The 20,817-nt window shown below is 37.4% G+C and carries 16 protein-coding genes, 1 tRNA gene and 1 pseudogene; 14 read left to right on the forward strand and 4 right to left on the reverse strand.

Translation table 11 applies throughout. The annotated features are described in order from the left end of the window. Positions 1-31: 31 nt before the first annotated feature. Both H9Q79_RS00215 and H9Q79_RS00220 read left to right on the forward strand, forming a co-directional pair. The gene (locus tag H9Q79_RS00215) at positions 32-796 is read left to right on the forward strand and encodes a nitroreductase family protein (RefSeq protein ID WP_118645297.1); all 765 of its coding nucleotides are present in this window, start codon (positions 32-34) and stop codon (positions 794-796) included. Positions 797-874: 78 nt separating this feature from the next. Then, positions 875-946 (forward strand) — tRNA-Gly (locus H9Q79_RS00220). A 121-nt stretch (positions 947-1,067) separates the two neighbouring features. Here the strand turns inward: H9Q79_RS00220 and H9Q79_RS00225 are convergent. From H9Q79_RS00225 to H9Q79_RS00240, 4 genes and pseudogenes are all read right to left on the reverse strand, one after another. Beyond that, on the reverse strand, positions 1,068-1,262 hold the full coding sequence (locus tag H9Q79_RS00225) for a hypothetical protein (RefSeq protein ID WP_249328928.1): 195 nt from the start codon (positions 1,260-1,262) through the stop codon (positions 1,068-1,070). A 39-nt stretch (positions 1,263-1,301) separates the two neighbouring features. Continuing rightward, positions 1,302-2,483, reverse strand: coding sequence for an IS91 family transposase (locus H9Q79_RS00230; protein WP_249328270.1), 1,182 nt, complete (start codon positions 2,481-2,483; stop codon positions 1,302-1,304). Between the two features lie 81 nt (positions 2,484-2,564). Beyond that, complete coding sequence (locus H9Q79_RS00235; RefSeq protein ID WP_249328929.1) at positions 2,565-3,695, reverse strand: IS3 family transposase; 1,131 nt, start codon at positions 3,693-3,695, stop codon at positions 2,565-2,567. Between the two features lie 467 nt (positions 3,696-4,162). After that, positions 4,163-4,369: pseudogene (locus H9Q79_RS00240) on the reverse strand (helix-turn-helix domain-containing protein); the annotation flags it as partial. 326 nt (positions 4,370-4,695) lie between these two features. Here H9Q79_RS00240 and H9Q79_RS00245 point away from each other — a divergent pair. The 12 genes from H9Q79_RS00245 to H9Q79_RS00300 all read left to right on the forward strand — a co-directional run bounded on the left by H9Q79_RS00245 (position 4,696) and on the right by H9Q79_RS00300 (position 20,812). Continuing rightward, complete coding sequence (locus H9Q79_RS00245; RefSeq protein WP_249328930.1) at positions 4,696-6,864, forward strand: ATP-dependent nuclease; 2,169 nt, start codon at positions 4,696-4,698, stop codon at positions 6,862-6,864. Next, positions 6,846-8,780 carry an ATP-dependent helicase gene (locus H9Q79_RS00250; RefSeq protein ID WP_249328931.1) on the forward strand — a complete coding sequence of 645 codons (1,935 nt, stop codon included), beginning with the start codon at positions 6,846-6,848 and terminating at the stop codon, positions 8,778-8,780. The genes H9Q79_RS00245 and H9Q79_RS00250 overlap by 19 nt, the downstream gene beginning before the upstream one ends. A gap of 1,004 nt (positions 8,781-9,784) precedes the next feature. Then, positions 9,785-10,504: a CpsB/CapC family capsule biosynthesis tyrosine phosphatase gene (locus H9Q79_RS00255; protein WP_249328932.1), complete on the forward strand. Its 720-nt coding sequence runs from the start codon at positions 9,785-9,787 to the stop codon at positions 10,502-10,504. Between the two features lie 249 nt (positions 10,505-10,753). Continuing rightward, positions 10,754-12,883 carry a polysaccharide biosynthesis protein gene (locus tag H9Q79_RS00260; RefSeq protein ID WP_249328933.1) on the forward strand — a complete coding sequence of 710 codons (2,130 nt, stop codon included), beginning with the start codon at positions 10,754-10,756 and terminating at the stop codon, positions 12,881-12,883. Between the two features lie 797 nt (positions 12,884-13,680). Beyond that, positions 13,681-14,943 (forward strand): DegT/DnrJ/EryC1/StrS family aminotransferase, encoded by a 1,263-nt coding sequence (locus H9Q79_RS00265; protein ID WP_249328934.1) that lies wholly within the window; start codon positions 13,681-13,683, stop codon positions 14,941-14,943. 14 nt (positions 14,944-14,957) lie between these two features. Then, positions 14,958-15,653 (forward strand): sugar transferase, encoded by a 696-nt coding sequence (locus H9Q79_RS00270; protein ID WP_249328935.1) that lies wholly within the window; start codon positions 14,958-14,960, stop codon positions 15,651-15,653. Next, positions 15,646-16,488 (forward strand): glycosyltransferase, encoded by an 843-nt coding sequence (locus H9Q79_RS00275; protein WP_249328936.1) that lies wholly within the window; start codon positions 15,646-15,648, stop codon positions 16,486-16,488. Before H9Q79_RS00270 ends, H9Q79_RS00275 begins: the two co-directional genes overlap by 8 nt. A gap of 10 nt (positions 16,489-16,498) precedes the next feature. Next, positions 16,499-17,398 (forward strand): glycosyltransferase family 2 protein, encoded by a 900-nt coding sequence (locus H9Q79_RS00280; RefSeq protein ID WP_249328937.1) that lies wholly within the window; start codon positions 16,499-16,501, stop codon positions 17,396-17,398. A gap of 3 nt (positions 17,399-17,401) precedes the next feature. Then, on the forward strand, positions 17,402-17,926 hold the full coding sequence (locus tag H9Q79_RS00285; RefSeq protein WP_249328938.1) for an acyltransferase: 525 nt from the start codon (positions 17,402-17,404) through the stop codon (positions 17,924-17,926). Positions 17,927-17,943: 17 nt separating this feature from the next. Beyond that, a complete protein-coding gene (locus H9Q79_RS00290; RefSeq protein ID WP_249328939.1) occupies positions 17,944-19,050 on the forward strand; it encodes an O-antigen ligase family protein in 1,107 nt (368 codons plus the stop codon). Continuing rightward, positions 19,034-19,918, forward strand: a complete 885-nt coding sequence (locus H9Q79_RS00295; RefSeq protein ID WP_249328940.1) for a hypothetical protein — start codon at positions 19,034-19,036, stop codon at positions 19,916-19,918. Before H9Q79_RS00290 ends, H9Q79_RS00295 begins: the two co-directional genes overlap by 17 nt. Then, positions 19,919-20,812: an ATP-grasp fold amidoligase family protein gene (locus tag H9Q79_RS00300; RefSeq protein ID WP_249328941.1), complete on the forward strand. Its 894-nt coding sequence runs from the start codon at positions 19,919-19,921 to the stop codon at positions 20,810-20,812. The last annotated feature ends 5 nt before the right edge of the window (positions 20,813-20,817 follow it).

The raw sequence follows: 20,817 nt of genomic DNA on the forward strand, positions 1-20,817 counted from the left end.
ATATTGTTACAGAATAATTAAAGGTGAGAGCATGAATTTATATGAGGCTATTTTTGTAAGAAAATCTGTACGCAGCTATACGGGCGAGGCACTGAGCCCCCAGCTTTTAGATAAAGTTAAGGCACATTACCGGGAACTGACCGGGCTGTTCGGCGGGATTGAGACGGAGATCTCGGTGCTGGACAACCGGAGGGGACAGCAGAGGATGCTGAGTTTATTCAGCGTAAAAGCGCCTTACTATCTGGTGTTCTATTCGGAAGAGGCTCCAAGGTATCTGATGAACATGGGATACCTGATGGAGCAGATGGTACTGTATATGTGCAGCCTGGGTATAGGAACGTGCTTTATTGGCAGCAATAAGATCAAGAAGGAACTTCAGGAAAAAGACGGAAGGAAAATGGTGGGGATTGTCGCCTTCGGAAAAAGCAAAGGCTCCCATGTGAGGAAGCAGGCTGAGGCCAAGCGGCTGTCCATCGACCAGCTTTGCATTTTTAAAGAAGTGCCGAGGCAGTGGATGCGGCAGCTTTTGGAGTCTGCGCGTCTTGCTCCGTCTGCCATGAACGACCAGCCCTGGCGTTTCGTAGTATATGATAACCGGATACACATATTTTCCAAGAAACACAAGGCGGAACAGCTTAGAAAATGGGATGAGGTGAACTTCGGAATCATGTTCGCCAATTTGATGACCGCTGCTGAAGAAATGTGGCTGGACGTGGATCTGATCCGCCTGGAGGACATTTCCCAGAAGAACTTTCCGAACAGCCAGTATGTGCTGAGTGCCATCTTGAAATCCTGAAAACCTGGTTGACAAAATAGAAGTTTTATAGTATAGTTATTTTTGCGAGTGTGACAGCACGTTGTCAGCACCGCATACGCGCGAGTGGCTCAGGGGTGGAGTACAACCTTGCCAAGGTTGGGGTCGCGGGTTCGAATCCCGTCTCGCGCTGTCAATAGGGCTTGTATTTACAGGCCCTATTTTTTGCTTTATAGGAAAGTTCTCCTTTTGGAGAACTTCTGAATTAAAAAAGCTCGGGGGGAGGCGGGCATGAGAAACAGACGATCCTGGATTAGAAGAGATAAAACCCTTCTTCGTCAAAATCGTCATCATCAATATCGTCAAATTCATGAAGAAAATAGTCCATATCCAAGAGATCTTCATCACTCATTTCACGGACTTCATCAGAAGTTACACCTTCTGGCGGTTCTTTAATATATTGTTCTCGAAGTTTCTTTGCAAGTTCTGCTTCTGTTATGTATTCCATAGTGACAGCCTCCGCTTTCTGATAGATAGTTTGATTGTATCACGAAAACGTTGGAGTTGGAAGATTTGGAATTAGGGCGGGAGACCGGCACATGTGCTTACGCATTACCTTTTCATATAATTCATGCAAAGAAACAGGTTTATGATTGAAATATAGTTCTTGAAAAAGCATTTTGCTGCCACAGTTAGGACATTTCAAAGGATCATAGCCAAAAGAGGAAAGGATACATTCTCGCCAACGGTTAAAGGATAAGAGAATCTTATGTTTTTCCTTGGAAATAGCTCGTCGCAGATAACAATCCGATTTACAATGCCTTGCATAGATACCATAATAGCGAATCATTTTGAAATGCTTTTCCGGTATGTGTTGCGTAAGACGAGAAATAAAATCAAGGACTGGAAGATTTTCAGTCATAAGTTTGTTATCCTCATGACGGTTGTAATGGAAGGTAACAAAGTCACCATCGTAAGCATCGATACGAGAAGTAGCAATTACAGGCCGGCCAAGATATCTTCCAATATATTTGATTACATTGGAAGGATTGCATTTATTAGGCATGGCACGGACATAGAAACCATTTTTGTGGTCAGCATAGATGGTAGATTTTACTTTTTTAAAGGAGTTGCCAAGGTGTATATGCAGTTCGTTAAGCAGGGCGGTTTGAAAAGAATCCCGAAGGAGCTTAAAGTTGAAATGTTTTATATGACGCCAAAGCAGAGAATTGCCGACCCCACCTTCTGAGACAAGACAATGTATATGGGGATTCCATTTTAAGTCTCGTCCAAAAGTATGCAGGACACAGATAAAGCCAGGAGTGAAGGACTCTGATTTGTTGAGCTTATGGAACATACGGGAGACCACGCTGTTAACAGCGGAGAACAGACAGTTTAGAAGGGAACGGTCTTCGAGAAAAAAATGACGGAGTTCGCTGGCGATGGTAAAAACACAGTGTCGATGCTGGACATCAATGATTTTAAAAGACATGGAAGTAGACCTGTCAATGGAGTACATGTTGCCACAGGTAGGACAGAAACGGGAATGGCATCGAAAGGGAACATATTTGAAAGTACCACAACAAGGGCAGGCAAACATGGCGCCACCAAAGGAAGGATCGCCACAATGAATCATTTTTTCGACATTTTCGATGACAGAGTCACGAGGATGTAAGATATAAAACATTTCTTCGTAATGGTCTTTAAAAATATTTTGTAAGATATTCATAAAACTATTATGAACCAAAGTAACAAAAAAGAAAACCCCACTCCTCATGAATGAGGGGCAGGGGAGTTGAATAGGCGAAGCCTATTTTTTATTGTCCCAATATTCCTGTTCCTTCTGTTCTGGAGTTTTATACTGTATGGTGGAGTGTGGGCGTTTATTGTTATAGAAATCAATAAACCGGTGAATGCCTCTCATCAGATCCGCTTCGGAAGTATAATGCCGCCGATATAATTCTTCTTTTTTGAAGATTGAGAAAAACGCTTCTGCGACTGCATTATCATGAGGACGTGCAGTCCGAGAAAAGGATTGTTTCACGCCGTGGTCTTCCAATAAGTGGACAAATGCGTAAGACATATATTGCGTCCCTCGGTCACTGTGAAACATAAGTCCCTTTTTCGGTTTTCTCTCGGAATAGGCTTGCTTAAATGCTTTAGTAAGCAGTTGTGTACTGCTATTCTTAGAGATTCGATAGGAAATAATCTTTCTTGAGAATAAATCGATGATAGCGCAGAGATAATAATACTTATCACCAAACTTAAAAATAGTAATATCACTAACCCAAACTTGGTTTGGTCGTTCGGTTTGAAACTTTTGTTGCAAGAAATTCCTATTCTGCCCTTTCTTCCATTTTTGATATTCCTTCTTTGCTGTAGTGCTGACGCTGCTGATTCCTAACTCCCTCATAATCTGAGAAACATACTTAACACTGGTTTTGACTCCTTGATTTTGAAGTATGGCAGTAATCTTACTCGCACCATAAATTTGCTCACTGTCATCATAAATTTTTTGAATTTCTACTTTTAATTCTTCCCGACGTTTCGCCGCAAGGGTGTTGCCCCTTTTATTCCGGAAAATATGGTTATAAAATGTACCACGAGGGATGTCTAACGCTTCACAGAGGGTATGTACGCTGAATTGTCCATAAAGTGCCTCCATAGCTTTGAGTTTTTCCTGTAATGGAGAGGAGACAGTACAGCTAACTTTCTTCAAGAACTGAATCGTATCTTCTAATTTTTTGACTTTTTTTTTCAGGTATAGGAACTCCTGTGGAGTAATTATATTGCCTGTATCAGTTACAGTTTGTTGATAGTCTTGTATCCAGCGATAGAAAGTGCTACGGGGAATTTGGTTTTCATCACAGATCTGGAGCACTGTTTCTCCGTTCTGGTAACGTTTGACAAAAGTCAATTTTTCTTCTTTGGTAAATTTCATAGGGATTACCTCCTTATTGTTTTATAAGGATATGGTAACACAAGCAGGACATAAATTTGAAATCGCTAGCTATTTCACCAAGAACTAGGTGCAGAGAGCCGCTGGCAACTTGGACACTGCAGATGTCTCTCAATGTTGGCATTTCTCGTTGAGAAATGAGCCAATTTGTGGTATAATACAAATTAACTAAAATAACGTTCTTCTTTGTTCATCAGGTTTAAAGAATAAGCAATATAATTAAAATTGCCTATTTCTTGTAATCTACAATCGGATATGTTATCTATATTTTACCACGGTTTTCCAGACACAAGTTATCCATATCTGGATTTTCCGTGTATAGATAAGTTGATCCAGCTCGTCTGTATATAGCTGACTTGTGTCCGTGAACCACGGTGCCTCGCTGCATATCCACGATTTTGTTCTCTTTGTCCTACGTGCGGTTGCATACAATATACTTGACTGATCTGTTTCAAATCCTTCAGGATTGGTTCTGTGCTGTCCGTGCCCTCCTTACAGATTTTTGCCAGGCTCCTAGTGGTGTAGTTCCAGTCGTCTGGCAAGGACAGCATCATGGAGAGCAGCCTTTTGGATTTCAGGGGCAGCCCCGCGTTGCGTAGGTGACGGTTGGACATCACCGTGTATTCGCGGGTTTTCTCAATACGAAATACCGCCATGGTATCCACCTCCTTTGGGCTGTCTGGAAAAGTGTTTGTTTCTGGGGAAAAGGCTGCCTCTATGCCGCTCGGATGCCCCAGAAGGGAAAAACCTATAGACGGTGGTCTTTCGGGTTGCTTATGGGAGAACTCCTTTCGGTGCAGTTTTGGACATGAAAAAACGCCATAGAGTTGAACCTATGGCGTGCTGGGAAGATAGAGCTTTGGTAGATAAAGCATTTGTCGAAAGTGGAAAACAATGGTATGATTTTGATTAGTTGTATTAGCGTTTGTTACAATGAATACCTTGCCCTAATTTTTTGTCAAACAACATGGGAGAATAAAGTATGAAGGTCAAAAAAATTCATATTGAAAATTATCGAATGTTAAAAAGGATGGATATTGATCTTGAAGAAAATCTATCTTTAATCATAGGAAAAAACAACTGTGGCAAGACCTCTTTTCTTTCTATATTAAGTAAATTTATTGGCTCCCAAAGTTCGACCAATAATTTCACATACAATGATTTTAATAGCGATTTCCAAGATTCTTTGTTTGATGTTATTAATGATGATCGGCCATCTTGGGAAAAACTAAATATAAAGGGGATCGAATTATACCTCTTTATCGAATATGATGAAACTGATAACCTTTCAAACATTCAGCCTCTTATGCTGGATTTGGATCCGGACAATAATATTGTTATTTTAAAATTTGAGTACACAATATCCGATCAAAAGTTCATTAAGTTAATTAGCGATTTTAATACATATTGCAAAAAATTTGAAAAAGAACCTGATTACTCTAAGAGTGAAGTGTTTGATATATTTATGAGAGCCAAGCATCGAAAGTATTTTGAAATGCTGAAAAAGGCAATTTTATTCGATGTCGACTCTAAGAGTGCGTCTCAAACAGTTTCTACAGTTCTTGACCCTTCTGATCTTGATCTTAATAAGCTGATATGCTTTCGTTGTATTAGTGCAAGACGAGATACGGAAAACAAAGAGGGCGATAATACACTATCGAGCCTTTCAAATCGTTATTATGAAAAGACTAAGGATGATGAAAGTAATCCTACAGTTGCTAATTTTGAAGATACTTTGCACTCAACCGATAAAGCGCTATCGGGAGTATATGATGGACTATTTGAGAAAGTCATAAAAAAAGTCAAGAAGTTTGGCGGAATTCGTGAAAATGAAACTGTAGTTAAAATCATTTCAACGCTTAGTCAGCAACAATTACTAAAGGGTAATACGACAGTCGTTTATGAAAGCAATAATCATCAGTTACCAGAAAGTTATAATGGCCTTGGATACTTGAACCTTATTAGCATAATTATGGAGGTTGAAATATACCTGGAAGATTTCTTAAAGAAATCTAATGAAACAGAAAAGCCAGCGGATATTAATCTTCTTTTTATAGAAGAACCGGAAGCCCATACTCATCCGCAGTTACAGTATGTATTTATCAAGAATATTAAAAGTTTGCTTATAGATGGTATTTCCGATGAACACGGAAATAGATTGATTAATCTCCAAACAATTATCACATCCCATTCCTCTCACATTGTTTCCGAATGCGATTTTGACGATATTAAATATTTTAAAAGGAGTTCTAATACAGAGGTTATTTCTCAGAATCTTAAGGAACTTGAAACCGGATATAAAACTGAAAAAGATCCTGAACGAAACCATTTTAAATTCTTAAAACAATATCTAACTCTTAACTACTCTGAAATCTTTTTTGCTGATAAGGCAATTTTATATGAAGGCGAAACTGAGGGTATATTGTTACCGGCAATGCTCAAAAAAGTTGATGAAGAACACCCATCAGAAAACGATTTGCCACTTCTTTCTCAAAACATTTCACTCATTGCAAGTGGAGCATATTCACAAATCTTCGACGAATTTCTGTCTTTTATCGGAATTAAAACTTTGATCATTACAGATATTGATTCAGGCAAAGAAAGTATATCTAAAGACAAGAACGGTAGGGATATAAAGAAGATAGTAGCATGTTCAATAGAAGAAGCCACACATACGACAAATGGTGCGCTATTGCACTATTTCGGGACTCCATTAAGCAAGAGTAGCGCAAAAGAGCCTATATCATTTTTTATGGCTTTGACACCGGAGAATAAGATTCTTCAAAAATACAACGGATTATGGGAAACCAACCCAAACGGCAACCTAATGATAGCATACCAAACAAAAGAAGCCGACAGCTACTATCCGCGTAGTTTTGAGGACGCTTTCTTTCAGATTAATAGAGAGTTTATTATCCAAAATGAGCAATTATTTCCAAGCTTAAAGTGCAAGGAGCAACTCGACGAAAAAGATGCAGATGGTCACTTTATTTACGATTCTTATGATTTGGCCAATAACTGTATTGGAAGCAAAGCTTCATTTGCTCTTGATATTCTCCTTAATAGCATTAATGATGGAAAACACACTTTTTCAAATTGGAAAATGCCACCTTATATTGAGGAGGGATTACTTTGGCTGCGACAGAATTAAAAAATCAGAAAGAATTAAGTCAAATTCTCCAGCAAATAAAAATGGGGCATCATTTTTTATTAAGCGGTGGAGCCGGAAGCGGGAAAACTTTTTCATTAGTAGAGGTATTACAATCCATCTCCTCATTAGTTCCATCAGCTCATATTGCGTGTATCACTTATACAAATGCCGCAGCTATAGAGATTAAAAATCGTGCAAGCGTTAAAAACCTGAGAGTTTCAACAATTCATGACTTTTTATGGGATTCAATTGCTCAATTTCAGAAAGAATTAAAAGTAACATTGTTGGAATTGATCAATGAGCCGGACAATGTAATAAAAAGTCCGACGCCAGGAGAAATTTATTCCAACGAATTCGAAAACGGGATACAGTATAAAGAATACGTACGAATTGGTAATGGAGAAATTTCGCATGATGAAGTGCTGCTTTTAGCTCACAGAATGTTCAAAAAGTATCCTCGTCTCTGTGATTTGCTATTGGACAAATTTCAATTTATTTTTGTTGATGAATATCAAGACACTTCTCCTTTGGTCATAGAAATATTATTGAATTTTCTCCAGGCCAGAAAAAAGAAAAACATTATTGGCTTTTTTGGAGACTCTATGCAATCAATATATGAGACAGGTGTTGGAGTCATTGATGGGTACATAGAGCAGGGCATCGTCGTTAAAGTGATAAAAGAGCAAAACCGCAGGAATCCGCAGTCTGTTATTGATATAGCAAATGCTTTAAGAAAAGATGGACTGATTCAACAACCTTCAGACGATATTTCGGCACCGAATATGAAAAATAGCGTCGTTAAACAAGGAACTGTAAAATTTGCATATTCAAAGAGTTTTGATTTAAAGAAAGTTAAATCATCCATATTGGTACAGGGGTGGGATTTTACAAATGCTAAAGAAACCAAAGAACTACGGCTAACCCACAATCTGATTGCAAATGAAGCTGGTTTTTCGCAACTTATGGAGATTTACGACAATGATCCAATTGCAGCATTTAAAAAAGCATTCAAAGAGGAAGCAAAAAAACAGAGTATCCAAATACCTAATGATGTTCCTTTTGAAGATGCCGTAGGTTTATTGAATTGGACCTATAAAAGAGGCCCCAATAAAGGGAAATCTCACTTGGATGTTCTTTTGGAAGCTCCCTCAAATAAAAAGCTTTTTGAGCACATTAAGAGATGGCCGTATGAGAAAGTCCAGAAAATTTATTTGGACAAAGATAGCCTGATTGATGACAAAGTTGTAATTGATGGTGTTACTATAAAAGAACCAAAAAGAGATCGTTTAATACAGCACTTGTTTAAGATTCAAGAACTCATCTCTTTATATGAGTCAAAGCAATATAATGAATTAATTCGAATGACCTCATTCCGTGTTCAGTCAGTTGCTGATAAAGTAAAGCTTAAAACAGCTATTGAGCATTTAAAAGCGCAAAATGGAGCTTCGATTGCAACCGTCATCAGTTATGCACATAAAGAAGGTCTTTGTATTATTGATGACCAACTTCAGGAATTTATTGATAATAACGAATATTTGTATTGGCGTGTTTCGGATATTGCATTTGTGGAAGTCCAGAATCTCTACAAATATATTGAAGGGTATATGCCGTTTTCTACCCAGCACAAAATAAAAGGGCTTGAATTTAAAAATGTGTTAATTGTATTGCACAATGGCGGCTGGAACAATTACAATTTTGAATATCTTTTTAATCACAATGTAGGTGCTATGCTGACTCCTGCTCAAAAAAGAAGCTATCCCAATATATTGCGTCGAACCCAAAAACTCTTTTATGTTTGCTGTACCAGAGCTAAAGATAATTTAGTGGTATACTATCCCTCTCCGAGTGATGAAATCTTAGAGGGCGCAGTCAATTTATTCGGAACTAAAAATTGTATCGATCTTGATGCCGAATAATTGTTAGGATGAACAAAGGTCGAAATTTAGAACTCAAAAATAAGACAGCCAAGTTCTGACTTCTTTTTTATTCGTTAACTTCAGTATTTAAGTCACTTATCAATATGAGTATTCTTTTGACCCAAATGAGGCCACCAGAAAATAAAACTCAAAAGATAACGATGTAAAAATGAAAATGGACCTATTCTGGATCTGGAAGTCTTATTTTCAGCGGGTATCTTTTTTGTAGCGTAAACCAATAATTATTATGGGAATCCCTTAAAACATTAAGTTTTAAGGGATTTTTCTTTACGCTGAATGATATATGGGGCAGAAAAGGGCAAAGTGATGTCCAGATACAAACGAAAGCCCTCAGAGCAGTAGGCGCGTGATTAGTATGAGAAAACTGCTGCGCAGCATATCAATGCATAAAGTGTTTAAGGCCGTCATGAATGAGAGAATGAGGCTGAAGTGAGCTTGTTTTTTATTTCTTTTGGGACATATTTAAGATGGTTTTTGGCGGTGGAGGCAGAGACGAAAATCACTGAGATATTGTTGAAGATCGGCCGTATGAGCAGAGATAAAGGCGTATATTCAATAGAAACTGTGTAAAAAAAGATATTTATCGAGTTTTCCGGATGGAAAATTATGGAATAATATCTTTTTTTGCTAAGTATGATTTTGCGAATCGGGGGTTTTATTCCAATATTTAAAAAAAGCTTGAAAAAAACCGTCACACATAGTAGAAATACTGTCACAGCGGGTAGACTTTTTATGACGCACATGTTATAATTTTCAGGACAGTTATAGAGGTGTATTTGTAAAGAAACACCTTGCACCTATTGGAAGAATGCTCTGTTACACATAGTCTACTTTATGTAACGAAGTGAAAAAATTAGGATGGGGATAGCTGTTGTTGTGCTTCTGATTTCTAAAAAATGCGGTAGTTTTGAAAGGGTAAACTACATAATTCTGATTGAATGATTCGACGGGTCAGAAAGGTTGTGTGGAGAGAAATGGAGAACATGTATGATATTCATTGTCATGCGCTGCAGCAGGTAGATGACGGTGCGGATTCCCTGCAGATGGCGCTTGATATGCTGGCATACGAATATACTGAAGGTGTCAGGACGATCATATTGACTCCGCATTTCCGCAAATTGATGTTTGAGACAGATGAGAAGGCCATAGAAGAACAGTTTGCTTTACTCTGTGCCGCGGCGGCTGAGCGTTTGCCGGATTTACGTCTGTATTTGGGATGTGAATTTCATGTGAATATGGACATGATAGAACTTCTGGAACAAAAGGGGAAGCGGTTTTGCATGGCGGACTCAGAATATGTTCTGATGGAGTTTTCCGGAAGAGATGGCCGGGCGTACATTTGGGAACGGCTGTATGCAGCCGTTACGAATGGATTTTATCCGATTATAGCTCACGCGGAACGTTATTCGGTTCTGAGAGACAATCTGGATTTTGTAGAAGAGATTGTGCATCTGGGAGCGAGGCTGCAGGTGAATGCCGACAGTGTAATCGGAAAGAATGGGCGGGAAGGAAAGAAGTTTTGCCAGCAATTGATAAAACGCAGGCTTCTGGATTTTGTGGGCAGTGACGCACATGATCTGAAACGCCGCCCGTCCCGTATAGCTGAGTGTGCTGCATATATTGAGAAAAAAGCAGGACATGACTTTGCGGAGCAGATATTTGTCAATAATCCAGCGGAGATTATTGAGCAGCAGATACAGTGATTTGATCTGCAAACGGAGAGTAACTGTTTTGTTGAGAATTAATCAGAATCGCCAGTGTGCCTGCAGTTGTGTGGCTACCTGGTGAAATTATTTTTGTAGGGTATGCGTTGCAATATGCTCTGTAAAGTATGAGAAGAAGCATGGCAGCCGGTAGGTTTATCGCCTTGCTGTTATGGGATTAAACTTTGTGTTTTTAGAGTTGATTAAGAACATAAAATTTGGATTTGGATTACAGGGGTGATAGCAAGTATGGGAAAGACGCAAGAAAATGGTTTAAATGGCAGTCCCAAAAGAAAAAAGAAAAAAATGCTGGAACATTGGGAAGTTGTGGCTTTTTATCTGGTTTTATATGATATGGCTGCGGTCAATCTGGCGTATTTTACAGGGCTTTGGCTGCGCTTTGATTTTCATTTTTCTAGTATCCCTCAAACATATCTGTATGCGTTTTTAAGGTTTGCGCCTTTTTATACAGCATTTACGATAATCGTGTTTTATGCATTACGGCTGTACAAAAGTATTTGGCGCTTTGCTAGCTTTAGCGAACTGAACCGGATATTTGTAGCGAGTTTTATAACTGCGATGTTCCAGGTGGTTGGTATTACCGGATTTATAAAACGGATGCCAGCCTCTTATTACATTATTGGGGCGGTGACCCAGTTCCTTCTGACGGTGGCAATCAGGTTTGCCTACCGGTATATTTTGCTGGAACGGAGCAAGCGGGAAAAGAATAGTGCAGCGGTACATAACGTCATGGTCATTGGCGCGGGGGCTGCCGGACAGGTGATTCTAAAAGAGCTGGTAAACTCTAAGGAAGCCAAAGCAAGGCCCCGCTGCATTATTGATGATAATTCAAATAAATGGGGACGTTTTATCGACGGGGTGCCGATTGTCGGCGGCCGTGACGATATTATGGACAGCGTCAAAAAGTATAAGATTGACCAGATATTGTTCGCGATCCCCACGGCTACGGTTGGACAACAGAGAGACATTTTGAATATCTGCAAAGAGACGGGCTGCGAGATGAAGCGGCTGCCAGGGGTGTACCAGCTTGTAAATGGAGAAGTTTCCCTGAGCAAGATGAAGGCTGTGGCAGTAGAGGATCTGCTGGGCCGCGATCCGATTAAGGTAAATATGGAAGAAATATTTCAGCATTTAAAAGGCAAGACGATACTCGTCACCGGCGGCGGCGGGTCTATCGGAAGCGAGCTCTGCAGGCAGATCGCGGGGCATGAGCCAAAACGGCTGATTATTTTTGATATTTATGAAAACAATGCTTACGACATTGAACAGGAGCTGTTAGCAAAATATCCGAAATTGGATCTGAAGGTGCTGATCGGATCTGTCCGAGACAGTGGGAAAGTTAACTGGCTGTTCGAGACGTATAAGCCGGATATCGTGTATCACGCGGCGGCACATAAGCATGTCCCGTTAATGGAAAACAGTCCCTGCGAGGCAATTAAGAATAATGTGATAGGTACATATAAAACGGCGTACGCAGCGTTAAAAAACGGCTGCCATCGGTTTGTGCTGATCAGCACGGATAAGGCTGTAAATCCAACGAATATCATGGGAGCCAGTAAACGATTATGTGAAATGGTGATCCAGAGCATGGATATAGTCAGTAAAGAAGGGCGGGAAGATCTACTGCCGTTGATTTATACACATGGACAAAGAGAAGATGAGCTGCATGATTCTGAGGGCAAAGCAACGGTACGGCATATGGAAAGTGCAGGAAGGCGGAAAAACAGGACGGAATTTGTGGCCGTACGTTTTGGAAATGTGCTGGGAAGCAATGGGTCGGTGATACCGCTGTTCAGGAAGCAGATAGAAAAGGGCGGTCCGGTAACGGTGACACATCCTGATATCATACGATATTTCATGACGATACCCGAGGCGGTAAGCTTGGTGCTTCAGGCGGGGACATACGCGAAGGGCGGGGAAATATTTGTATTGGATATGGGGGAACCGGTGAAGATTGATACGTTGGCGAGGAATTTGATTAAGCTGTCGGGGTATAAGCCGGATGAAGATATAAAGATTGTGTATACGGGGCTTAGGCCGGGGGAGAAGCTGTATGAGGAAAAGCTGATGGCGGAAGAAGGGATGGAAAAGACGCCAAATGATTTGATACATATTGGGAAACCGATATACATGGATGTTGAGCGATTTTTTAAACAGTTAGAGTTGCTTGCTCAATTCAGCTATGTAGAAAGCCCTGAAATTTTAAGTATTGTAGCTTTGGCGGTTCCTACTTACCATTGTAAATCTGATGAAGATAAGATACCAATCAGTGAAGATAATCATGAGGCATTAATGAAAGAATCGGCAATAACCCGGGAAAGTATCCGGCAAAGCGCTTATTATGGAAAGAAAGCTTAGAGTGTTTAGAATTGCCAGTAAAAAATTAGTGGTTATATTTTGGGTACGAAAGGGATGAAGTATAGAAAAACAGCTGACGGCGTTATTTGAACCCTTTTGTATTAAAGGTATGGATTAAAGCGTTATAATGCATTCAGGGGTGAATTTTATAAGGATAGAGATATGATGTGATTAGTTGAGAAATAAGCACACGGGAGAAAAAGTATTTATGTCTGTACCATGATTTGAAGCAAAGCATTGAAAATTTGACTCAGTTTATCGACGATGCACAATCTTGAATTAGAGTACATGAAAGTAACCTTTGAGATGAAGTGGAAGTTTATGTTGGGCGAGAAAATCAAATGAGTTTAGCGCATTGCTACTGAGAATCTTTACGGAAAGCCGAACATTTCGCATGGTACGGTTGAGAGAAAGAAAGTGATAGCGAGCGGGATAATAGGGACAACTAAGAAAAATCCTTATTTTATGCCGGTTTCGCGAGTTTTGTATTTTTTCTTTTTGATATATTTCTTTGAAAAGAATAACAAGATCCATGTATCTGGGAGGTATGATGGGTGGATTCTTGGATGCTCTGATTTTGACTCCATGATAAGAGCAGAAAAACAAAAGGAGGAAAAACAAAAAAGAGTATTCAAGTACATAGGATTAAATAAGTCACCAATGATTAAATATTATAAAGAAATAATTTGCATCAATGAATTATATTGTCAATCTCGGAGTGGTTTTCATTTTGAATTTCTCACACAATGTGTGAAGTTGTCCAAGAGTTAGAGATACTATTATTTAGGAGAAAAGGCATGTTAGAAACGGTTATTTGTGGTGGAAATGAAATTATCAAAAAAAATATACCTTTTGGCTCGCCAGATATTTCTGATTTGGAAATAAATGAGGTTGTAGAAGTTTTGAAATCCGGATGGATTACTACAGGATCTCGAACAAAAGAATTGGAGAGAAGACTAGCAAAATTTTGTAATACATCTAAGGTTGTTTGCTTAAATTCAGCTACAGCTGCGGAAGAACTGAACTTTAGAATATGCGGAATTGGCCCGGATGACGAAATCGTGGTGCCCGCATATACGTACACGGCTACTGCATCAGCTGCAATTCATTGTGGTGCTAAGGTTGTTTTTGTTGATAGTCAGAAAGATAATTGTGAAATGGACTATGACAAATTGGCTGAAGCTATTACAGAAAAGACGAAAGCTGTTGTTGCGGTAGATATTGGTGGTATCGTTGCGGACTATGATCGGATTTTTGAAATCGTTGTAAGTAAGAAGCAGCTATTCAGAGCAAAAGAAGGGAATGATCTTGGAGCAAGAATCCAGCAAGCGATAGGACGCGTTTTAGTATTTGCAGATGGTGCCCACAGTTTGGGAGCTAGCAGAAATGGAAAGATGGTCGGGGAAATTGCCGACTTTACAGATTTTTCGTTTCATGCAGTAAAGAATTTTACAACTGCCGAAGGCGGTGCTTCAACTTGGAGAGATATAACTGGAATTGATAATGAAGAGATGTATAAGCAGTATCAGCTTTATAGTCTTCATGGTCAGTCTAAAGATGCCCTTGCAAAAACACAGATAGGTGTATGGGAATATGATATTGTAGGTCCTTGGTATAAGTGTAATATGACGGATATTATGGCAGCGATAGGACTTCGTCAGCTCGACCGTTATCCAGGAATTTTAGAGAGAAGAAAAGAAATAATATCCAAGTATGATAAGGTTTGTGACGAATTGGGTGTGAGTCATTTGATTCATTTTTCTGGAGAGTCTATTTCATCCGGTCATTTATATCTCACACGAATTCCTGGTGTGACAGATGAAACTAGAAGGGAAATAATTATCAAGCTCGCAGAGCGTGGCGTGTCGACAAATGTTCACTACAAACCATTGCCAATGATGACTGCATACAAAGAAATGGGTTGGCGTATTGATGAATTTCCAAATGCATATGCATATTACGAAAACCTTATTACCTTGCCTTTACACACAAAATTAAGTGATGAAGATATTCAATATATTGTCGAGAATTTTAGGGATATAGTGAAGGCATATCTGTAATAGAGGGGGTATTTATGCTTAGAAAATGGGAACAGTTACCTGAGTTTATGAAATGTGAGGAAGTAAAAAATTATTATATAATCCTTGATCATAGAAAACGGAGCTTGCTGTTAAAAAGAGCCTTTGATATTATGGCTGCCATAATTCTCGTAATTCTTTTAGGCATCCCCATGTTGCTTATTGCGGTGTTGATTAAGATAGATTCAAAAGGTCCGGTTTTCTTTCGACAGGAAAGAGTTACCTCATATGGTAAGACATTTAGAATTCATAAATTTCGTACAATGGTTAATAATGCAGATCAAATGGGTTTGACAGTTACAGTTGACGGAGACTTTCGAATTACCAAAGTTGGCGAAAAATTGAGAGGATATCGATTAGATGAACTTCCTCAGTTGTTTGATGTATTAAGTGGAGATATGAGTTTTGTGGGAACTAGACCAGAAACCACTAAATATGTTGAGAAATATACAAAAGAGATGTATGCAACTTTATTATTACCTGCAGGAATTACGAGTGAAGCAAGTATCCGTTATAAAAATGAAGCGAAACTTTTGAGTGCAGTTGAGAATGTAGATATGGTTTATATGACTGAAGTAATGCCAAATAAAATGAAGTATAACCTAATGAGCATACAAAGATTTAGCCTTATTAGCGATATGGCAACCATGATGAGAACAATATTTGCAGTATTAGGAAAAGAATATGAGTAAGAATAATAATATCATAGAGTATCCTAAATTTTCGGTTCTTATGTCATTATATATAAAAGAAAGAACTGAATATTTTGTAGAGTGTATGGAGAGTATATTATCTCAGACTATACCACCGAGTGAAATAGTTATTGTATTTGATGGTCCATTGTCAGATGAGTTATATGCTACGGTTAAAAAATACGAGCGCTTAAATCCTGGTTTAATAAAGATTGTAAATAACAAATATAATAAGGGACTGGGATTGGCTCTTACAGATGGAGTTTTAGCTTGTTCCTATGATTTTATTGCTCGAATGGATACAGATGATATTGCACGGGAAGATCGTTTTGAAATTCAATTAAAAATGTTTATTAATGATCCGTCTTTAGATATTTGTGGAAGTCACATTATTGAATTTGATGGAAATGTAAATAATGTGTTGGCTCGGCGAGTTGTTCCGCTGACACATGAGGAGATAGCAAAGTATCAAAAGCAAAGAAGCGCATTTAATCACATGACCGTTATGTATAAGAAAAATGCCGTATTAAAGGCTGGAAACTATGAACATTGTCCGTTAATGGAAGACGATTTGATGTGGATTAGAATGCTATTATCCGGTGCTAAGTGTGCAAACTATGATGGTGATTTGGTGTTTGCTAGAACCGGAAGTGCGATGATTGAGAGAAGAGGCGGATGGAGCTACTTTAAAAAATATAGAAGTGGCAGAAAAATAATTTTGGATACTGGATATATAAGTAAATGGGACTATTTAAAAACAATTTATATTCAATTTGTTGTTGCTTTAGTTCCGAAAAAAATTCGGTTACTTATTTTTACAAAACTTTTGAGATGAGGGAGATCTTATGACATATGAAAAAGGATTGGTTAGTGTAATAATTCCGACATATAAGAGAACGGATAAGTTGCTGCGGGCCGTTAAAAGTGTTTGCGAACAATCTTATAAATATTTAGAAGTTTTGGTTGTTAATGATAATGAGAATGATGACAGATACACAAAGGCATTGATATCCCTAATGGAAACAGTCACTGATTCGAGAGTTCAATTGATTTTTCAGGAGAAACATATCAATGGTGCTGCTGCAAGAAATGCTGGCATAAAGAAGGCCCGTGGTGAATATATAGCTTTTTTAGATGATGATGATTATTGGCACATAGAAAAGATCAGAAAACAAATAGAAGCATTTAAAACATTGGATGAGTCATATGGGGCGGTTAGCACGATGTTTAAATCTTTTTTGGGTGATAAAATAATATCCAAAAGCTTGCCCTATAAAGACGGATATATATGGGAAAGCATTTTGTTACGCAGGTGTGATGTGACGACTTGTTCAATTATGATTAAGCATGAGGCGCTGGATAAGTCAGGATATTTTGATGAAAGCCTTGCAAGACATCAGGAAATACAATTGTTAGCGTATTTAAGTCATGAATATAAGATTTATTTACTGAAGGAATATTTAGTGTATGTTGATGCGTGGGGTGAAAACAACCCGTCTCCTGAAAGATTGATTAAGGCAAAGAAAGACTTTTATAAATCAGTAGAACCGTTAATGAATCAATTGTCAGATCGCCGCAAAATACGAATTATTATCATGCATAATTTTGAGGTTGCATTTGCTTTTTATAAGCAGAAAGATATGAAACAATGCGTGAAGTATTTTCTGCCAATTTTATCCAGTCCAGTAACAGTATACTATGCTGTGGAAAGAGTATTATTGCGTTTGAAATCCAAAAGGATATAACTGATGAGTAAACTAAAATATATGATTGCAAAACTAAAATATTTATTACAGGGAAGGAATAACGAAGCTATAAATGCCTATTTTAGAAAATGCGGCATTACTATAGGTAATAATACGCATATTTTTTCTGATATATCTGGTGGAGAAGGGTTTCTTATTTCGATTGGTGATGATGTAACGATTTCAAATAATGTATCCTTAATTACACATGATGCAAGCGTCTCACACTATATTGACAATGTGACGGACATATTTGGTGAAATAAAAATAGGGAATAATTGCTTTATTGGAATGAATACTACGATTTTGCCTGGAGTTTCAATAGCAAAGAATTGCGTTATTGGCGCGGGTAGTGTTTTAGCTAAGTCTATACAGGAAGAAGGAACAGTCTGGGCAGGAAATCCAGCGAAAAAAATATGTTTGGTTAGTAATTTGCAAAAAAAATATGAAGATTATGCCGTAAACCTTTCTAATAATTGTACGGATAAAGAAGATACAATACAGAAAGCAAATATGATAAAAAGATAGAAGAAAGAGAGTCTTAAATGGAAGTACGATTCAGAAATATATACATTGTTTTAATATCAGCAGTACTGGCAGTATTGGGTACACTCGCTGCAAGAGGTAGTGTCTCTATTTCTGTGATTCCAGTTCCATATATGTACGCAGTTATTATGATTATTTTTGTAATTGGTTTTTACAAAAATCCATTTATAATACCTGTGAATAAAAAATTTTTATTACTAATCGGAATATGCGCTCTTTCTGCGGCTTTTAATTCGGATACAAAAATGATTGTTTCATGTTTTTGTATGTTAGTGATTTTCTCGTATTTATTGAAGGCTTCAGAAGAATTGAGAATATATTTACTACTAGGTACTGCGTTAGGACAATTTGTGTTTTTGTTTAGATATGGATTAATTGATTCGTGGAATGGTAATAGTGTGTGCACTGCGCTTGCTTTTGTAACTATGATTGCCTTACTCTCGTATCTAACTAATATTTCTGATTTGGCAATACTACTAATTACATTCGTTGCTGGTGTAATTGTTATTATTATGTCTTCTAGAACATCAATTATTGCTTTTTTTGTTTCAATGCTTTGCTTGTTTATTATTCGTTACCGAAAAAAATCGTCTTGGCCTGTCAAACTAACTGTTTTGATTGCCTTGCTGTTAATATTTATTGTTAGATTCCGTGATAAATTATCGTTAGTTTTATTTAATAAATGGTCAAGTAGAGGTTATGAAGGGGTAAGTATCTTAACCGGAAGAGGCTATATATGGGTTAATGAGTTAAAAAACGATTGGACATGGTTGGGTAATGGTGAATCTTACTTTGACAGTATATACCATCACAACGATGCACATAATATATTTATTCAGGTATTAGGAAGATATGGGACTATTGTTTTAATATTATTCATAGTATTTGCTGCCAGCCTTATCATATGGTCGTTTAAGATGAAAAATGATTCTAAAATGTATATTTTGCCAATAGTAGTAGCATATTTTATTACAGGATTATTTGAAAATGTGCTCTTTATTGATTGTAAAATGTATATCCCATCAATTTTGATTCTGATAATTGCGGCAACACTCATAAATGATAAGAATTCGGCTGTGGAGGAAGTTAATGCAAGCGATTTATAAACTTAGATCAGTAATAGAACTCTCAAGAAACAAAATAGATACGATTTTATTATCTAAAACAAAAGTCCAGACATTGGGAATTAATCCCAATGTAGTTAATGTACCTGTTATTGTATCTCTGACATCTTATCCAGGAAGGATAGATATAGTACATAAAACAATAAAAACACTTTTAAATCAGTCATTTAAGCCAAATAAAATAATACTCTGGTTGGCTGATGAACAATTTCCTAATCATGTAATTCCAAATACACTAAATGAACTTTTACAGTACGGATTAGATATTATGTGGTGTGATAATATTAGGTCATATAAGAAACTAATTCCAGCACTGGAGTTATATCCTGACGCCATTATTGTTACGGCAGATGATGATAATTATTATAGTAAAAATTGGCTGGAAAAGTTGATAGACTCGTATAAAATGTATCCAACAGCAATATCAGCACATAAAGTAACTAAATTCTATATGGATAATGATGAATGGACCTGGAATGCTGGTGGGAGAGATTATTATAACACACCATCATTCTTAAATAAGTTGGTAGGTGTTGGCGGTGTATTGTATCCACCGAAGTGTTTATATAAAGATATTGACAATAGAGATTTGTTTATGAAATTGGCATCTACTAATGACGATCAATGGTTTTGGTTTATGGCTATATTAAAAGGAACACCTATAGTTGTTGTAACTGATCCGATAATTCATGCGAAGCCTGTTGAGGGAACTTTATCAAGTGGACTCTGGACCGTAAATGATTCTGAAGAAGGGAACTTTGCCAAGCAGTTTAATTCACTTATTGATTATTATCCTATGGCCAATGAGAAAATGAAAAAGGAATATTTACAACGGTTGGAGGAAATTTAAATGTCGTTTCTAAAACGTATGAGAAGTTTTGCTTTTACAAAGTTTTTTTATTATAGATTTAAGAATACCCCAGTAGAAAAATGGGGACATATAATTGACCAGCAGTTTTTTTTGTTAAAACGAGAGAAAATGAATTGGAAAAATCCAGAAACATTTGATCAAAAGATTCAGTGGCTAAAATTAAATGATGATAGTGAGCTCAGAACTAGATTAACTGATAAATATGAAGTTAGAAAATGGGTTAAGAATATAATAGGTGAAGAATATTTAGTTAAGCTCTTGGGGAGATGGAACAAGCCGGAAGATATTGATTTTGATTCTTTGCCTAACAAATTTGTTTTAAAAACAAATCATGGATGTGGGTGTAATTATATTGTTACAGACAAAACGAAAGTTGATCGATCAGATATACATAAAAAATTTAATAAATGGTTATCAATTAATTATGCTTACTTTTGTGGAGAATTACAATATAAGGACATTAAGCCTTGTATTATTGCTGAAGAATATATTGCAGATATCGATGGAGAAATACCCGATTATAAGGTATGGTGCTTCAATGGTAAAGCTGAATATATTATGTATTTATCTGAAAGGTCTAAGGGTCTAAAAATGGCATTTTATAATCGAGAATGGGAAAAACAAGATTTTGTATATTCTTATATAAAAAATGAGGCGGTTATTCCCAGACCTAAACAATTAGAGAAATTAATAGCTTTAGCGGAAGCCCTCTCTGCTGGTTTTTGCCATGTGCGAGTTGATTTTTATATATTAAAAAGTGGACAGATAAAATTTGGTGAGATGACATTTTCTTCGGCTGGTGGAAAATCAAAATGGAATCCTCGAGAAGCTGATTTAAAATTGGGTACATTTCTTAAATTACCTAATAGTTAAGGGAT

The sequence above is a fragment of the Wansuia hejianensis genome (assembly GCF_014337215.1).
GTDB lineage: Bacteria > Bacillota > Clostridia > Lachnospirales > Lachnospiraceae > Scatomonas > Scatomonas hejianensis.

Excerpts from the sequence above, each read along its gene's own strand:
- H9Q79_RS00275 (WP_249328936.1), top strand. The coding sequence starts at position 15,646 with ATGAGTAAGAATAATAATATCATAGAGTATCCTAAATTTTCGGTTCTT.
- H9Q79_RS00270 (WP_249328935.1), top strand. The coding sequence starts at position 14,958 with ATGCTTAGAAAATGGGAACAGTTACCTGAGTTTATGAAATGTGAGGAA.
- H9Q79_RS00265 (WP_249328934.1), top strand. The coding sequence starts at position 13,681 with ATGTTAGAAACGGTTATTTGTGGTGGAAATGAAATTATCAAAAAAAAT.
- H9Q79_RS00225 (WP_249328928.1), bottom strand. The coding sequence starts at position 1,262 with ATGGAATACATAACAGAAGCAGAACTTGCAAAGAAACTTCGAGAACAA.
- H9Q79_RS00245 (WP_249328930.1), top strand. The coding sequence starts at position 4,696 with ATGAAGGTCAAAAAAATTCATATTGAAAATTATCGAATGTTAAAAAGG.
- H9Q79_RS00235 (WP_249328929.1), bottom strand. The coding sequence starts at position 3,695 with ATGAAATTTACCAAAGAAGAAAAATTGACTTTTGTCAAACGTTACCAG.
- H9Q79_RS00230 (WP_249328270.1), bottom strand. The coding sequence starts at position 2,483 with ATGAATATCTTACAAAATATTTTTAAAGACCATTACGAAGAAATGTTT.
- H9Q79_RS00215 (WP_118645297.1), top strand. The coding sequence starts at position 32 with ATGAATTTATATGAGGCTATTTTTGTAAGAAAATCTGTACGCAGCTAT.
- H9Q79_RS00280 (WP_249328937.1), top strand. The coding sequence starts at position 16,499 with ATGACATATGAAAAAGGATTGGTTAGTGTAATAATTCCGACATATAAG.
- H9Q79_RS00290 (WP_249328939.1), top strand. The coding sequence starts at position 17,944 with ATGGAAGTACGATTCAGAAATATATACATTGTTTTAATATCAGCAGTA.
- H9Q79_RS00300 (WP_249328941.1), top strand. The coding sequence starts at position 19,919 with ATGTCGTTTCTAAAACGTATGAGAAGTTTTGCTTTTACAAAGTTTTTT.
- H9Q79_RS00255 (WP_249328932.1), top strand. The coding sequence starts at position 9,785 with ATGTATGATATTCATTGTCATGCGCTGCAGCAGGTAGATGACGGTGCG.
- H9Q79_RS00260 (WP_249328933.1), top strand. The coding sequence starts at position 10,754 with ATGGGAAAGACGCAAGAAAATGGTTTAAATGGCAGTCCCAAAAGAAAA.
- H9Q79_RS00285 (WP_249328938.1), top strand. The coding sequence starts at position 17,402 with ATGAGTAAACTAAAATATATGATTGCAAAACTAAAATATTTATTACAG.
- H9Q79_RS00295 (WP_249328940.1), top strand. The coding sequence starts at position 19,034 with ATGCAAGCGATTTATAAACTTAGATCAGTAATAGAACTCTCAAGAAAC.